16 protein-coding genes are annotated in these 15,745 nt (G+C 29.8%); 10 read left to right on the top strand and 6 right to left on the bottom strand.

The features are described 5' to 3' along the window. Positions 1–120 precede the first annotated feature (120 nt). Entirely contained in the window at positions 121–1,344 is a 1,224-nt protein-coding gene (gene gltS, locus E6771_RS11835; RefSeq protein ID WP_316091522.1) for a sodium/glutamate symporter, read from the top strand. Positions 1,345–1,402: 58 nt separating this feature from the next. Here the strand turns inward: gltS and E6771_RS11830 are convergent, their stop codons facing one another. The 6 genes from E6771_RS11830 to E6771_RS11805 all read right to left on the bottom strand — a co-directional run bounded on the left by E6771_RS11830 (position 1,403) and on the right by E6771_RS11805 (position 4,687). After that, positions 1,403–1,834, bottom strand: a complete 432-nt coding sequence (locus E6771_RS11830; RefSeq protein ID WP_316091521.1) for a PaaI family thioesterase — start codon at positions 1,832–1,834, stop codon at positions 1,403–1,405. 20 nt (positions 1,835–1,854) lie between these two features. After that, the gene (locus tag E6771_RS11825) at positions 1,855–2,526 is read right to left on the bottom strand and encodes a hypothetical protein (protein WP_316091520.1); all 672 of its coding nucleotides are present in this window, start codon (positions 2,524–2,526) and stop codon (positions 1,855–1,857) included. Between the two features lie 257 nt (positions 2,527–2,783). Further along, positions 2,784–3,161: a MerR family transcriptional regulator gene (locus E6771_RS11820; protein WP_316091519.1), complete on the bottom strand. Its 378-nt coding sequence runs from the start codon at positions 3,159–3,161 to the stop codon at positions 2,784–2,786. A 131-nt stretch (positions 3,162–3,292) separates the two neighbouring features. Beyond that, positions 3,293–3,775 carry a YbaK/EbsC family protein gene (locus E6771_RS11815; protein WP_316091518.1) on the bottom strand — a complete coding sequence of 161 codons (483 nt, stop codon included), beginning with the start codon at positions 3,773–3,775 and terminating at the stop codon, positions 3,293–3,295. Between the two features lie 58 nt (positions 3,776–3,833). Next, positions 3,834–4,220: a VOC family protein gene (locus E6771_RS11810; protein ID WP_316091517.1), complete on the bottom strand. Its 387-nt coding sequence runs from the start codon at positions 4,218–4,220 to the stop codon at positions 3,834–3,836. 8 nt (positions 4,221–4,228) lie between these two features. Beyond that, positions 4,229–4,687 carry a tRNA (cytidine(34)-2'-O)-methyltransferase gene (locus E6771_RS11805; RefSeq protein ID WP_316091516.1) on the bottom strand — a complete coding sequence of 153 codons (459 nt, stop codon included), beginning with the start codon at positions 4,685–4,687 and terminating at the stop codon, positions 4,229–4,231. A 395-nt stretch (positions 4,688–5,082) separates the two neighbouring features. Here E6771_RS11805 and E6771_RS11800 point away from each other — a divergent pair, with 395 nt between their 5' ends. From E6771_RS11800 to argS, 9 genes are all read left to right on the top strand, one after another. Continuing rightward, on the top strand, positions 5,083–5,706 hold the full coding sequence (locus E6771_RS11800; RefSeq protein WP_316091526.1) for an MBL fold metallo-hydrolase: 624 nt from the start codon (positions 5,083–5,085) through the stop codon (positions 5,704–5,706). A 20-nt stretch (positions 5,707–5,726) separates the two neighbouring features. Beyond that, positions 5,727–6,653, top strand: a complete 927-nt coding sequence (locus tag E6771_RS11795; RefSeq protein WP_316091515.1) for an NAD(P)/FAD-dependent oxidoreductase — start codon at positions 5,727–5,729, stop codon at positions 6,651–6,653. An 88-nt stretch (positions 6,654–6,741) separates the two neighbouring features. Then, on the top strand, positions 6,742–8,049 hold the full coding sequence (locus E6771_RS11790; RefSeq protein WP_316091514.1) for a PhoH family protein: 1,308 nt from the start codon (positions 6,742–6,744) through the stop codon (positions 8,047–8,049). A gap of 152 nt (positions 8,050–8,201) precedes the next feature. Then, positions 8,202–8,942, top strand: a complete 741-nt coding sequence (locus tag E6771_RS11785) for a DUF4253 domain-containing protein (protein ID WP_316091513.1) — start codon at positions 8,202–8,204, stop codon at positions 8,940–8,942. 85 nt (positions 8,943–9,027) lie between these two features. After that, positions 9,028–9,252, top strand: coding sequence for a preprotein translocase subunit SecG (gene secG / locus E6771_RS11780; protein ID WP_316091512.1), 225 nt, complete (start codon positions 9,028–9,030; stop codon positions 9,250–9,252). A 65-nt stretch (positions 9,253–9,317) separates the two neighbouring features. Then, positions 9,318–10,547, top strand: a complete 1,230-nt coding sequence (locus E6771_RS11775; protein ID WP_316091511.1) for a replication-associated recombination protein A — start codon at positions 9,318–9,320, stop codon at positions 10,545–10,547. Positions 10,548–10,564: 17 nt separating this feature from the next. Further along, positions 10,565–11,812 carry a histidine--tRNA ligase gene (hisS, locus tag E6771_RS11770; RefSeq protein WP_316091510.1) on the top strand — a complete coding sequence of 416 codons (1,248 nt, stop codon included), beginning with the start codon at positions 10,565–10,567 and terminating at the stop codon, positions 11,810–11,812. Between the two features lie 26 nt (positions 11,813–11,838). Continuing rightward, entirely contained in the window at positions 11,839–13,626 is a 1,788-nt protein-coding gene (gene aspS / locus E6771_RS11765) for an aspartate--tRNA ligase (protein ID WP_316091509.1), read from the top strand. Between the two features lie 365 nt (positions 13,627–13,991). Continuing rightward, complete coding sequence (gene argS / locus E6771_RS11760) at positions 13,992–15,704, top strand: arginine--tRNA ligase (protein ID WP_316091525.1); 1,713 nt, start codon at positions 13,992–13,994, stop codon at positions 15,702–15,704. The last annotated feature ends 41 nt before the right edge of the window (positions 15,705–15,745 follow it).

Below are 15,745 nucleotides of genomic sequence, written 5' to 3'. Positions count from 1 at the left end.
TGCTCCTTTCATTTTAGGGAGGATATATAATCTTGAGCAAATTATTATACCTTAAAAGGTTAGGAGTAGTTCACATAAATTTAAGTTAACAGAAACAATATAAAGTTTGGGAGGAAGGACATGGAATTCAGTTTAAATGATTTAGGAATACTTTTTAAATTTGATATGGTTGGAACAATAGCAATGGGATTAATATCACTATATATTGGAAGAAAGTTAAAAGAAAGACTATTATTTCTTGATAGATTTGGAATACCAGCAGCAGTTTTAGGGGGATTATTATTTGCTCTTATTCATTTGTTCATGAGGAGCATACATATTGGAAGCATTTCTTATGATACTACCCTTCAAACACCTTTTATGGTAGTCTTTTTTACAACTATTGGATTAGGTTCTTCTATTGAAGGGTTAAAAAAAGGTGGAAAGCTATTAATTATATTTTGGCTTTTAAGTGGATTTATGACTTTTATGCAGACAGTTATAGGAGTAAGTGTTGCTAAAGCAACAGGTATAAATCCATTGCTTGGAGTTTTGGCAGGATCGGTATCAATGTCTGGTGGACATGGTTCAGCAGGAGCTTTTGGACAAACTGTAGAAGGTTTGGGAGTAACAGGAGCATTAACAGTTGCACTTTCTGCCGCTACATTTGGGCTTGTTGCAGGAGGACTGTTAGGTTCACCTCTTGCTATACATTTAATAAAAAAGTTTGATTTAAAACCTAAGGATGTTGTTAATGAAGATGAAGTAGGTATAAAAATTGATATAGAGAAAAGAGAAATAAATCTTAACTCAATGCTGCAGCATATACTTATGTTATCAATTATAATGACAATAGGAATTTCTTTGAGTGGAATTTTAAAGAATAAATTAGGAATAGCACTTCCTTCATATGTGGGAGCAATGTTTTGCGCTATTATTTTCAATAATCTTAATTTAAAGGCTAAGTGGGTTGATATTGATAGAAATCTTGTAAATATATTAGGAGAAGCATCACTGAATATATTTCTTTCTATGGCTTTGATATCATTAAAATTATGGGAACTTGCAGCACTTGCAATACCAATGATTATAATTTTAAGCTGTCAAGTAATATTTATGTGGCTTTACACAAGATTTATAGTTTTTAAAGCAATGGGAAGTGACTATGATGCAGCAGTTATGGTTTCAGGAATGTGTGGTTCGGGATTAGGAGCAACAACTAATGCTATGATAAATATGGGAGAAGTAAGTGGAAAATATGGATATACAGTTAATCCTTATTTAGTGGTACCATTGACAGGAGCATTTCTAATAGATATTTTTCAAATGCCAGTTATATTGACAGCAATTAATTTATTTAAATAGAATAGAATTTATTTTATACATCCTTAGAATTTTTTTATTTCTAAGGATGTATTTTTATTTATTTTTTAGGATATAAAATCATTTGAGTGCATCTAAAAAGTGCAATTTTCTTTCCAGTCGCTTCATCTGTAACAACTGCATCCCAAACTTGAGTAGTTTTTCCAAAATGTTGAGCAGTAGCAGTACAGCAGATTGCTCCTTTTGTAGTAGTTCCAAGATGATTACTTTTCAGTTCAATAGTAGTCAGGCTTTCTGCTCCCTCTGGAAGATGAGCAAAGGAAGCATAACCACATGTTGTGTCAGCTAAAGTAATGATCGTTGCAGCATGAAGATAGCCATTTGGTGCAATGTGGTATGGTTTTATGGCTAATCTGCTTGACAAAAAACTTTCCTTTAGTTCAAGAATTTCAACTCCCATAAATTCTGGTAAAAACCCTTTTCCTTTTTCATTTAACATTTTTACAGTTATATTTTTGTTTAAATTACTCATTTGTTTGATGCCCTCCTCATTTAAAGTTCTTCTTTATTTTTTGTGTTTGCAATTTTAATAATTTCTATAATTATAGCTATTACCATTACCCAGTACATATTTGAGAATAATAAATTAAATCCAGAAAAACTTATAAATCTGTAAAATAAATCTCCTGAACCGTACATATTACCAAAAATAAGAAAAGTGATAATTAAAAAATTACAGATAGAATAGATTGCCATTAAAATATTTTTTCTAAAAATCAATATTCTTAATAAAGAAGATAAAAATCTAAAAATATTTGAAACTATAAAAAAATGATTTAAGAATGGCATTGCCAAAGATAATACAATAAAAATAAAACCTTCAGGTCTCCTTCTTCTTATTCCATATAAACCTATTAATACATTTAAAAGAACCCCTCTTACTTGACTGATATTTTTTAAGATATCAGCCATAAAAGAAAAATCTGAAACGGAATTTCTTCCATATGTTATATTTTGAATAGACTGCATTTTAAAGAAAAAATATAAAAATATTGAAATAACAAGATAAGATATTAATATTACTATACCATCACTTCCGATTTTTGAATTATTTTCTTTAGTATACTCATAATCGTCTTCATTTCCTTTACGAGAAACTACAAAATCTATCAAAAATATAACCATACCTAAAATAAGTGCTTCTAAAACTATTATTAAATTCATTTCTCTCCCCTTTCAATAAAATAAAACAAATCTTATTTTAATTTATAATTTTTTTACTTGCTATTTTAGTTTATCATAAAGGGCAGTTTAAAAACAAATAAAAAAATTTAAATATATTATAATTTTTTTATTGTTGTCAATAAATCTAAAAATAATTGATATATTAAAAGTAGATTTTTTTAAAAATAAAATAATAAATAAAAGGAGAGAATGACAAAGGCCATTCTCTCCTTTACATAATATTATAAATTAATAATTTACATTTTTAATTTTTTTTCATTTTTTACAACACATTTTTCATAAATTTCAATTTTATAATCAAGTCTATCCAATGTTTGTTTCATTTCATTTATTCTAGTAGCTAACAATTTTCTTTGTTCTGTTAAAATTTCTTTACGAGCTTCTAAAGTTTTTTCACCTTGCTGGAATAATCCAACATATTCTATTAATGCTTCAACAGGAAGGCCAGCTCCTCTCATACACTTGATAAACTCTATCCAATTACATTCATTTTCTCCATAGTCACGGATTCCACCTTTTGTTCGTGGGACAGTAGGAATTAAACCTATACGTTCATAATAACGCAATGTATCAATAGTCAATTCAAATTTTTTACTTACTTCTGCAATTGTCATATCACTACCTCCTATGAATTAATTTTAACATCTGGAGTTAACTCTAGGTCAAGATGTTTTTTATTTACAGATGAATAATATTAAAAAAATAAAAAAAAGAGACTAACCTTAAATCAGTCTCTGACTATACTTTATTTTTCAACAGAAGCAGGTTCTTTGCAGACATCTACCCATTCTCCTTGAGTTATACTTTCTAATAAATCTACAGGAACCTTAACAGCAGAGTGATCAGAACCACCAGCAGGATAAACTATTTCAAATTCTTTTAAAGTTTTGTCAAGATAAATTCTTAATGGTCTTTTTAATCCAAAAGGACATACTCCACCAATAGGATGTCCAGTAGCTTCTAATACTTCATCATGGGGAATCATAGAAGCTTTTTCTTTAAATTTATCCTTAAACTTTCTATTATCAAGCCTAGCTCCACCCTTTGTGAGTATAAGTATATATTCTCCATTTTTTAACTTATATCCCATAGTTTTAGCAATTTGATCTTCTTCAACTCCCCAAGTTGCAGCAGCACTTTTTACAGTAGCAGTGTCTCCTTCTGTTTCTTCAACTTTTAAGGGAAGATTGTTGTCTTTAAAAAATTTTTTTACACTTTCAACACTCATGACTATCATCTCCTTAATTTTAACTATGAGTATACCAAAAAAAAGGAAAAATTTGAAGTTATTTTTCATAAATTTCTAAAGGAAGATTATCAGGATCTCTAAAAAAAGTATATTTTTTATTGGTTATTTCATCTATTCTTATAGATTCAGTAACTATATTATTTTCCTTCAGATATTTTACAAAATCCTCAATATTATCTACTTCAAAAGCAAGATGTCTCAATCCTCTAGCTTCTGGGGAAGTTATTCTTTCAGGAGGGTCTGGAAAAGAAAAAAGTTCAATTTGGTATTCACCAGCTATTTCAAGATCGAGCTTGTATGACTTTCTTTCATTTCTGTATGTTTCTTTTAAAATTTTAAATCCTAAAATATTAACATAAAAATTTTTAGATTTCTCATAATTTGAGCAAATAATTGCAATATGATGAATTTTATTAATAAACATAAATTCTCCTATTTATTAAAATTAAAATCTGTTTGTCTTAAAGCTTCATATAAAATGATAGCAGCAGAATTAGAAAGATTTAAAGAACGCCCCATATCTATCATAGGAATAGTGATACAGTAATCAGTATTTTTATTCAGTATTTCTTCTGGAATTCCACGAGATTCAGGTCCAAACATAACAAAATCATTTTTCTCAAATTTGATGTCTGTGTATTTTTGCTTTGTTTTAGTAGTTGCATAATATATTACAGCATCAGGATTTCCATTTATAAAGTCCTCATAAGATTCCCATACTTTTAAATCAACAAGATGCCAGTAATCAAGTCCAGCTCTTTTTAATTGTTTTTCATCTAGAGAAAAACCAAGAGGTTTGATTAAATGCAGGGTTGTATTAGTAAGTACAGCACTTCTTCCTATATTTCCAGTGTTATATGGTATTTCAGGGTTTAATAAAACTATATTCAATTTGTATCCTCCTTGGATAATAATATTATAAAATTAATTTTTTAATTATTCCTTTTCAAAAATCCTTTATACATATCATAATATTTTATATGAGATAATGGTTGTAATAGATAGAGGTTATAGATTTGTTTAGCTTCCTTGAAGTTTTTATCTTTCATAGTTAGACTCACACCTAATCAAAATGTTTATCAATAGATTATACACCAAAGAATGAAAATAGTGTATATCTTTTTGAATATATCTGATAAAAGGGGAATTTGTGCTTTTTTGGAAGATAGAACATCTGTAATATGTTGTTCTTGATAAATTAGGTAGACAAAATCACTGATATTGAAGTATAATTAAAGATATGATATAGATTGTGTTTAGGATTTAAGGAGGAAAAGTAGAAAATGATGAATATAAAAACTTTTTATTTAGGTTCAATGATGACAAATTGTTACCTTACTTGGAACGATGATAAAAATGCTTATCTTTTTGACTGTGGTGGAGAAAATATAGATAAAATTATGACTTTTTTAAAAGTCAATGAACTTACATTGAAATATTTAGTTCTAACACATGGGCATGGGGATCATATTGCAGGAATAAATAGACTGATAGAAGAATATACTGATGTTGAGGTATATATAGGTAAAGAGGATGCAGCATGTCTTACTGAAGCGGAATTAAATTTAATGAAATATATCACAGGAGTGAATTTTGTTTTTAATGGAGAATTTCATACTGTAAAAGAGGGAGATATGATAGGAGAGTTTAAAGTTTTAGATACTCCAGGTCATACCATTGGATCAAAAAGTTTTTATTGCCCTGAAGCTAAAATGCTTATTTCAGGAGACACTATGTTTAGAAGAAGTTATGGAAGATATGATTTGCCTACAAGCAGTGGAGAAATGCTTTTTAACAGTCTAGCAAAATTATGCAGATTACCTGCTGATACAAAAGTATATAGTGGACACAGTGATGAGACAACAATAGAAGAAGAAAAAGAATTTTTATCTATGCAGGGAATAATCTAAATTTTAAGGAGGTTATTTTTATGAATGAAAAAAAATATGATATTATAATAATTGGTGGTGGACCAGCAGGTCTCACAGCAGGAATATATACAGGGAGAGCAAAACTAAGGACTTTAATAATTGAAAAAGAGGGAATAGGAAGTCTTCTCATGGCTCATAAAGTAGAGAATTATCCAGGTTTTCCAGAGGGGATATCAGGAAAAGAACTTTATACTTTAATGAAAAAGCAATCAGAAAATCATGGAGTTGAATTTTTAGACGCCACTCTTTTAGATTTTGATGTATATTCAGATACTGAAAGTAAAATAGTAAAAACAGATAAAGGAAACTTTAAAGCGAAAGTTGTAATAATAGCTTCAGGAACTGGAAAAAATGAAAACAAAAAATTAAAAGGAGAAGAAGAATTTTTAGGTAAAGGGGTATCATATTGTGCTACATGTGATGGAGCTTTTACTAAAAATTTAAATGTATCTCTGTTAGGTCAGGGAGAAGAGGTAGGGGAAGAAGCACTTTTTCTTACAAAGTTTTCAAAAACCATAAAAATATTTGTAAATGAAAAAGAATTCAAATGTGAAAAGAATATTTTAGATGCTTTGACTGCTTCTGGAAAAGTAGAGATAATAACAGGTGCTAAACTACTTGAAATAAAAGGTGGAGAGTATGTTGAGGAGCTTGTGGTAGAAAAAAATAATGAAATAAAAAATTATCCTTCTGATTTTGCTTTTCTTTATTTAGGAACTAAAAATAATACAGAGATGTATGGACAGTTTGCTCAATTAGACAATCAGGGAAATATTGTGACAAAAGATGGATTAAAAATTAATGTAGATGGAATGTATGCAGCAGGAGATATAAGGTCAGGAGTAGTAAGACAGGTGACAACTGCTGTAGCTGATGGAACTGTTGTTGCTATGGAAGCTATAAAAGAAATTTTAAAAAAGAAATAAAAAAAGAGGAAATTTAATAAAAATCTGGTATCTTATAATAGGCTGAAGTATGGTCCTGAACAGGATTTAAAAAAGGAGCTGATTACATATGAGAAAAACATTCATATTAGATACCAATATACTTATTCATGATCCTTATTGTATTTATAATTTTAGAGGGAATGATGTTATTCTGCCTATCTATGTTATAGAAGAGATAGATAAGCTTAAAAGAAATCAAAATACAGCTATTCAGGCTAGATTAGCTTCAAGAGTTTTAGATGAAATCAGAAAAGAAGGAAGCCTTTTTAAAGGGGTAGAATTAAAAAATGATATATTTTTTAGAGTTGAGATCAAAAATGATATGAAGCTTCTTCCAGAAGTTTTAAAAAAAGATATTGTGGATAACTATATTATTTCAGTTACATTAGGAATAAAAAAAGATAATCCAGATAAAAGAATTATAATAGTAACAAAAGATATAAATATGAGAATAAAGGCTGATGCTTTAGGACTGGAAGTAGAAGACTATTCAACAGATAAAGTTGATTATACAGAATTATATGATGGATTCTATGAAGTAGAGGTTGACAGCAAGACATTTGGGCAATATGAAAAAAATGGTAAAATGGATTTTGCAGATTTAGGAAGAGAGGATATTATTCCTACTCCAAATTGTTTCTTTAAGCTTAATTGTAAAGGAAATATTCTTACAGGAAGATATGATAATGGAAAAATTAAAAAGTTTCTTCTTGGAGATGGCAGTGCTTGGGGACTTAGAGCAAGAAATGATGAACAGAGATTTGCTATGGAACTTTTAATGGATGAAAATATAAAAGTAGTTACTCTTGTAGGAGGAGCTGGAACAGGAAAGACCCTCATGGCTATAGCAACAGGATTAGAACTAGTAGTTGAAAGAAAAAAATATAAAAAACTGTTGATAGCAAGACCAATTATCCCTATGGGTAAAGATCTTGGATATCTTCCAGGAAGTGAAAAGGAAAAATTAAAACCATGGATGCAGCCTATCTTTGACAATATAGACTTTTTAAGTGAAGCAAAAGATGATAAAACTGGAGAGAAAGTTGTTGAAGGATTGGAAGCTATGGGTGTATTAAAAATAGAAGCTCTGACATATATCAGAGGAAGAAGTATACCAAGAGGGCTTATTATAATTGATGAGGCACAAAATCTTACTCCATTAGAAATAAAAACTATAGTAACAAGAGCTGGAGAAAATACTAAGATGATATTTACAGGTGATCCTCAGCAGATTGACAACCCTTATCTTGATTCTAATACAAATGGATTGACATATCTAGCTGACAGATTGAAAGGTGAAGATATTGTAGGCCATGTTACTTTGAAAAAAGGTGAAAGATCTAAACTTGCTGAAATAGCAGTAAAATTATTGTAAAGTTTAAAATTAGGCAGGCAGTACATTTGTACTGCCTTTTATAATATTTACATAATATAAAAAATAAATCTTTAAGAAGCCCATATTTTTTAAGACAAATTTATAATTTTATTATATAATTGATATAAATATAAAAAGTTTCAGGAGGAAAAATGACTAGTGATTGTCGAGAAATATTAAAGTTTTTAAATTGTAAATATGAAATATTTGAAAATGAAAAGAACAGCAGTGTGATAATGGATAGGTATAAAGAATTAAAAAAGGCTGGAAAAAAAGAAAACTTTTTACCTCTAATAATAGTACCAAATGATATTTTAGCAGAAGCTCTTAGTTTTATATATGAGGATTATAATGTAGAAGAATCTCAGAATGGAATAAAAGAATTTCGTGAAAAAGCTTTAGAAGAAGCTGAAAGTATAGATGTAAGTGAATTTTTAAAAGAACGTTTTGATGAATATAACGATATGCATATTGGTGATGATGTGATTGGAAACTTTAAATATAGCGAACCATCTAATGAGTTTATAACATTTGCTGATGCAAATGGAATTCCATTTCCAGAAGTTCTAATTGTAAAAATACCTGAAAGTGATCCTTGGAAAGCAGCAGTATGGCTCCCTATGGGTGGATTTAATGACTGTCCTACACCAGCAGAACAGGCAGCAGTATTCAAATTTTGGCATAAAAAATATGGAGCTGTACCAGGGGCAATAACTTATGATAATTGGGAATTGTATATAGATAAACCTTTAAAAGAAAATGAAGAGCTTGAGGAATTGGCAGAAGAACAGTTTGCATTTTGTTATGATATAGTTATGCAGGGATGTGGAGATATTCGTTCTCTTGCAAGCTGTTTAAGAAATTCTCATGTATGGTATTTTTGGTGGGATTAAAATAAAAGTTATACTTTAATATTTTAAATATCTGTGATATAATTTATTGTATTTAATATAAGAGAAGAAGTTTAGGAGGAATTTTATGGAGACATTATTTACAATAATGCTTTTTATATTTGCTATAGCGCTTATAATATTAGTGCTTATACAGCCTGATAGGAGCCACGGAATGTCAGCAAGCATGGGAATGGGAGCTTCAAATACTGTGTTTGGAATATCAAAAGACGGTGGGCCTTTAGCTAAAGCAACTGAAGTGGTTGCAGTACTATTTATTGTCAGTGCTCTTTTATTATACTTAGTAAAATAGAAGGAAGAGGCGTATTGTTTTATCAATACGCTTTTTTTGTCAAAAAATAAAATGGTTGTGATGAGATGAATCTATTTGAGAGTAACTATGATAAAATAAAACCTTTAGCTTTAAGACTTAGACCTAACAATTTAAATGACTTTATAGGTCAGGAAAAGATTTTAGGAAAAGGTGGAGTTTTAAGAAAATTGATAGAGAAACAGAGTATATCAAATTCTATTTTTTTTGGACCTCCAGGATGTGGAAAAAGCTCATTGGGAGAAATAATTTCTAAAACATTGGACAGTAATTTTGAAACTCTTAATGCAACTGTTGCCAGTCTTAATGATTTACGTGAAATTGTGGAAAAGGCCAAAAAAAACCTTGAATTTTATGGAAAAAAAACTATCCTGTTTTTAGATGAGATACATAGATTTAATAAACTTCAGCAGGATGCACTTCTTTCATATTGTGAGTCAGGGATACTGACTCTTATAGGTGCTACTACAGAAAATCCTTATTACAGTCTGAACAATGCCTTATTATCAAGAGTGATGATATTTGAATTTAAACCATTGAGCAGGGAAAATATCAGAGAGATACTTGAAAAGGGAGTTAAATATATAGGTCTGGAAGAAAAAATATCACAAGAAATAATAGAGTGTATACTGGATATTTCACAAGGAGACAGCAGAATAGCAATAAATTATCTGGAACTTTATCAAAACAGCTGTATGGAATTGGAAGATGAAGAAGTGTTAAATATATTTAGAGAAAGACAGTCTTCTTATCATAAAGCAGAAGATAAATACAATCTCATATCAGCTTTAATTAAGAGTATGAGAGGGAGTGATCCAGATGCAGCTCTTTATTGGTTAGGGAGACTCCTTCATGGAGGAGAAGACCCAAGGTATATAGCAAGAAGAATAATGATACATGCCAGTGAGGATATAGGAATGGCAAATCCTGAAGCTATGCTCATAGCCAGCAGTGCAATGGCTGCAAGTGAAAAAATAGGTATGCCAGAAGTGAAAATAATACTTGCACAAGCAGTGATATATCTTTCTATATCTACAAAAAGTAATTCATGCTATATGGGGATAAATAAGGCAATGGAAGATATAGATAAAGGAGATATGGAAACTGTTCCTTTAACTATATGTCATAATGCAAAAGGATATAAATACCCTCATGATTATACAGGCAATTTCATAAAACAGAACTATACTGCTAAAAAGAGAGAGTACTATATTCCTGGAGATAACAAAAATGAAAAACTTATAAAGGAAAAAATGGAAAAATTATGGGGAAAATAATATAAGAGGTGAGAATAATGAAGCTTATAAAAGCTGTTAGAGGAACTAAAGATATCTATGGAGAAGAAGCAGTAAAATATACATATGTATCTAAAATGGCTCAGGAAGTATTTGAAAATTATGGATATACATATATAAAAACTCCTATATTTGAAGAAACTGATCTATTTAAAAGAGGAATTGGAGAAGGAACTGATGTTGTAGAAAAAGAAATGTACACTTTTAAAGACAGAGGGGAGAGAAGTATTACTCTAAGACCAGAAAATACTGCCTCAGTAGTAAGATCATATCTTGAGAATGGAATTTATGGAAAAGAAGATGTAACAAGATATTATTATAATGGATCAATGTTCAGGTATGAAAGGCCACAAGCAGGAAGGCAAAGAGAGTTTAATCAAATAGGGGTAGAAGTTCTAGGAGAAAGTTCACCTATATTAGATGCTGAAGTAATAGCAATGAGTTTTACTTTTCTTGAAAAATTAGGAATAAGCGATCTTGAAGTTCGTATTAATTCAGTTGGAACAACAGCTTCTCGTACACAATATAGAGAAAAGTTATTAAATTTTCTTAATCCTATGAAAGAAGAGTTATGTGAAGATTGCCAAATGAGAATGGAAAAAAATCCTTTAAGAGTTCTTGATTGTAAAATAGATAAGTGTAAAGAACTTACAAAAGATGCTCCTAGTATAATAGATTCTCTTACAGAAGAAGAAAGAAATCATTATGAAGAAGTAAAAAAATACCTTAATATTTTTGGAATAAAATATGTTGAGGATTCTAAGTTAGTAAGAGGACTTGATTATTATTCAAGTACAGTTTATGAAATAGTTACTAATAAACTAGGTGCACAAGGAACTATATTGGGTGGAGGAAGATACGATAATCTTCTGAAACAATTAGGGGATAAGGATATACCAGCAGTGGGATTCGCTGCAGGGGTAGAAAGAATAATGATGTTAGTAGAAGATTATCCTAATAACAATCCTGATGTATATATAGCATGGCTTGGAGATGAAGCTAAGGATTTTTGTATTAAGATAACTAAAATATTAAGAGATGCAGGAATAAAAACTTATGTAGATTTTAATCCAAAAGGAATGAAATCTCATATGAAGAAAGCAGATAAGCTTGGAGTAAAATATTGCATAATAGCTGGAGAAGATGAAATAAATAAAGGTATAGTACTTTTAAAAGATTTTGTCAATAGAACTCAGGAAGAATTATCGTTTGAAAAGGCAATGGAGATAATTAAAGAATCTAGATAGAGGAAAATTTTAAGGAGAGGATAGTTATGATTTATAAAACTCATAATTTAGGTGAATTGAGGAAAGAAAACATAGGACAGGAGGTTATTCTTTCTGGTTGGGTGGATACAAAGAGAGATCTTGGAGGTTTAACTTTCGTAGATATGAGAGACAGAGAAGGAAAGACACAAGTCATTTTTGATATAGATATAGCTCCTAAAGATATAGTAGAGCAAGCTCAAAAATTAAAGAATGAATCAGTTATAAGAATAGTTGGAGAAGTGAGAGAAAGACAAAGTAAAAATCCTAATATGCCTACAGGAGATATAGAAGTTTTTGCTAAAGAACTTGCAGTATTAAACAGCTGTGATGTTCTTCCTTTTCAAATTTCAGGGATAGATGATAACCTTAATGAAAATATAAGATTAAAATACAGATATCTTGATATCAGAAGATCAAGAATGCTTCACAATCTTAAAATGAGACATAAAATGATTATGGCAATAAGAAATTACATGGATAAAGAAGGATTTTTGGATATAGACACTCCTTTACTTACAAAATCTACACCAGAAGGGGCTAGAGACTTTTTAGTTCCATGCAGAATAAGTCCAGGAGATTTTTATGCACTTCCTCAATCACCACAATTATTTAAACAATTATTAATGATTGGTGGAATAGAAAGATATTTCCAATTAGCTAAATGTTTTAGAGATGAAGATCTTAGAGCAGACAGACAATTTGAATTTGTACAATTAGATATTGAAATGTCTTTTGTAACTATGGATGATGTAATGAGGACTATTGAAGGACTTGCTAAAGATGTATTTACAGCTATTACTGGAGAAGAAGCTAATTATACCTTCCAAAAAATGCCTTATGCAGAAGCAATGTCAAGATTTGGTTCTGATAAACCAGATATCAGATTTGGAGTGGAACTTAAAGATTTAACTGAAATAGTAAGAAATTCTGGGTTCAAAGCTTTTCAGGAAACAGCAGCAAGTGGCGGAATAGTAAAAGCTGTAGTTGCACCTCAAGGAGCAGAGAAATTTTCTAGAAAAATAATTGGTGAATATGAAGAATATGCTAAGAGATATTTTGGTGCCAAAGGAATGGCATATATTAAAATAACTGAAGAAGGTATAAATTCTCCAATAGCTAAATTCCTTTCAGAAGATGAAATGAAAGCTATTGTAGAAACAACAGGAGCTGTAAAAGGAGATATCATACTTATTATAGCGGATAAAGCAAAAGTAGTATATGGAGCTTTAGGGGCTATCAGAAGCAGAATAGGAAAAGAATTTAATCTTATCAATCCTGATGAATTTAAGTTCTTGTGGGTAGTAGACTTCCCTATGTTCCAATATGATGAAGAAGAGCAAAGATATAAAGCTGAACATCATCCATTTACTTCAATAAAAGATGAAGATTTGAATGCATTTTTAAATGGGCAGACTGAGAATATAAGAACTAATACATATGATATGGTACTTAATGGATTTGAAATTGGTGGAGGGTCTATCAGAATATTTAACCCAGAAATCCAATCTAAAGTATTTGACAGATTAGGACTTACACCAGAGGAAGCTAAAACTAAATTTGGATTCTTCTTAGATGCATTTAAATATGGTGCACCACCACATGGAGGACTTGCATTTGGATTAGACAGGTGGCTAATGGTAATGCTTAAAGAAAACTCTATAAGAGATGTTATTCCATTTCCTAAAACAAATAAAGGGCAATGTCTAATGACAGAAGCTCCTGGAAAAGTTGATGAAGAACAGTTGGAAGAATTATATCTAAAGAGTACTTATGTTGAAGAAAAAAATCAATAATTTATAGAAAAAATGAATTATTGAATAAAAAGAACTTTAAAATGTTGAAAAAAAAATAAAATAATGATATAATTCCATTATAAGAATAAATGTTTCTGACCTACTCGCTATTTTCACGAAGTTTTGGGCCTAACGTCGTCATGGGGTTGGCGCTGTTTGTAGTAAATCAGCAAAGTCACGATCTTCTTAAAGCTTAAGTTGTTTTACGGACTCTGTATACTACATATAACTGACTACCACTTTTGTTTTTGGCGACTAAAACTGTACTGAAGGCGATAGGTTGGAGTTATTCTTTTGGGACTTTGTGTCCCTTTTTTATTTAATAAATATTTTAAAGATAAATGAATAAAATGCGAGGTGGAATAGTGCTTATTATAGATAGAGAGATAGCGAGAATTTTTGAAAATACAATAAAAAAATTATATAATGAAAAAGAAACAAAAAAAGTAGAAGTATCTGTTGCTACAAATGAAAAATTTGGAGATTTTCAAACAAACTTTGCAATGATGAATTCTAAGATAATAGGAAAGAATCCAAGAGTAATAGCTCAAGAGATTCTTGATAATCTTGAAGAAAATAATGTTATTGAGAAATTAGAAATAGCAGGCCCTGGATTTATTAACATATTTTTAAAAAGTGAATATCTAGGAGAGCTTTTGAAAAAATCAAGAACAGAAGGATATGATTTCTCTTTTTTAAATAGAGAAGGAGATGTAATAATAGATTTTTCTTCTCCCAACATAGCTAAAAGAATGCATATAGGTCACCTGAGATCTACAATAATTGGAGATTCTATCACAAGAATTTATAAATATTTAGGATATCATATGATAGCAGACAATCATATAGGGGACTGGGGAACACAGTTTGGGAAACTTATCATTGGATATAGAAGATGGCTGGATAAGGAAGCTTATAAAGAAAATCCTATTGAAGAGTTAGAAAGGGTTTATGTAGAATTTTCTAGGCTGTCTGAAAGTGACTCTGAACTTGAAGAAGAAGCAAGACTGGAACTTAAAAAACTTCAAGATGGAGATTCAGAAAATTTTGCTTTATGGAAGGAATTTATCAAAGTATCACTAGATGAGTATGATAAGCTTTATAAAAGATTGGATGTTCATTTTGATACTTATTATGGAGAATCATTTTATCATCCTATGATGCAGGGAGTAATTGAAGAACTTGTAGAAAAGGGATTGGCAGTAGAAGATGATGGAGCTAAAGTTGTATTTTTTCCAGAAGAAGAAAATCTTTTCCCTTGTATAGTACAAAAAAAAGATGGAGCATTTCTTTATTCAACATCTGATATAGCTACTATTAAATTTAAAAAAGAGACTTATAAAATAAATAAACTTATATATCTTACAGATGAAAGACAGCAGGATCACTTTAAACAATTCTTTAAAATTACAGATATGCTTGGATGGAATGTAGAAAAACATCATATATGGTTTGGAATAATGAGATTTGCTGATGGAGTATTTTCAACTAGGAAAGGAAATGTAATAAGACTTGAGCAACTTTTAGATGAAGGAAAGAAAAGAGCTTATGATATAGTTCAGGAAAAAAATCCTAGTCTATCAGAAGAGGAAAAAGATCAAATAGCAGAAGTAGTTGGTGTTGGAGCAATAAAATATGCTGATCTTTCTCAAAACAGACAGAGCCCTATTATATTTGAATGGGATAAAATACTGACTTTTGAAGGAAATACAGCTCCATATCTTCAATATTCTTATGCAAGAATACAGTCTATATTGAGAAAAGCAGAAAGTGAAGGAAAAAATACAGATTATAATAAAAAAATAAAAATAGAGGATAAATATGAAAGAGCACTGGCAGATCATATAGCAGTATTTCCAATGGCTGTATTAAAAGCTTCTGAAACATTTAAACCAAATATAATTGCAGACTATTTATTTGAACTTTCTAAGAAATTCAATAGTTTTTATAGTAATTGTCCAATATTAAATCAAGAAGATGAGATTTTATATTCAAGAGCACTTATAGCAAAGATAACTGGTGAAACTATTAAAGATGGATTATCTTTACTTGGAATAAAAACTTTAGATAGAATGTAGAAAAATTAGTTTTAAAAATAATTAATGTTTTGAAAAAAAAT

The organism is Fusobacterium sp. (assembly GCF_032477075.1).
In the GTDB taxonomy this organism is placed as follows: Bacteria; Fusobacteriota; Fusobacteriia; order Fusobacteriales; family Fusobacteriaceae; genus Fusobacterium_A.
Note: the sequence above shows the minus strand (reverse complement) of the source record. Positions and strands in the feature narration are given on the sequence as shown.

Bases quoted from the DNA above. Each gene is read 5' to 3' on its own strand.
- E6771_RS11800 (WP_316091526.1), top strand. From the start codon at position 5,083: ATGAATATAAAAACTTTTTATTTAGGTTCAATGATGACAAATTGTTAC.
- E6771_RS11790 (WP_316091514.1), top strand. From the start codon at position 6,742: ATGAGAAAAACATTCATATTAGATACCAATATACTTATTCATGATCCT.
- E6771_RS11795 (WP_316091515.1), top strand. From the start codon at position 5,727: ATGAATGAAAAAAAATATGATATTATAATAATTGGTGGTGGACCAGCA.
- E6771_RS11775 (WP_316091511.1), top strand. From the start codon at position 9,318: ATGAATCTATTTGAGAGTAACTATGATAAAATAAAACCTTTAGCTTTA.
- E6771_RS11830 (WP_316091521.1), bottom strand. From the start codon at position 1,834: ATGAGTAATTTAAACAAAAATATAACTGTAAAAATGTTAAATGAAAAA.
- E6771_RS11815 (WP_316091518.1), bottom strand. From the start codon at position 3,775: ATGAGTGTTGAAAGTGTAAAAAAATTTTTTAAAGACAACAATCTTCCC.
- secG (WP_316091512.1), top strand. From the start codon at position 9,028: ATGGAGACATTATTTACAATAATGCTTTTTATATTTGCTATAGCGCTT.
- E6771_RS11785 (WP_316091513.1), top strand. From the start codon at position 8,202: ATGACTAGTGATTGTCGAGAAATATTAAAGTTTTTAAATTGTAAATAT.
- aspS (WP_316091509.1), top strand. From the start codon at position 11,839: ATGATTTATAAAACTCATAATTTAGGTGAATTGAGGAAAGAAAACATA.
- E6771_RS11825 (WP_316091520.1), bottom strand. From the start codon at position 2,526: ATGAATTTAATAATAGTTTTAGAAGCACTTATTTTAGGTATGGTTATA.
- E6771_RS11820 (WP_316091519.1), bottom strand. From the start codon at position 3,161: ATGACAATTGCAGAAGTAAGTAAAAAATTTGAATTGACTATTGATACA.
- gltS (WP_316091522.1), top strand. From the start codon at position 121: ATGGAATTCAGTTTAAATGATTTAGGAATACTTTTTAAATTTGATATG.
- hisS (WP_316091510.1), top strand. From the start codon at position 10,565: ATGAAGCTTATAAAAGCTGTTAGAGGAACTAAAGATATCTATGGAGAA.
- E6771_RS11810 (WP_316091517.1), bottom strand. From the start codon at position 4,220: ATGTTTATTAATAAAATTCATCATATTGCAATTATTTGCTCAAATTAT.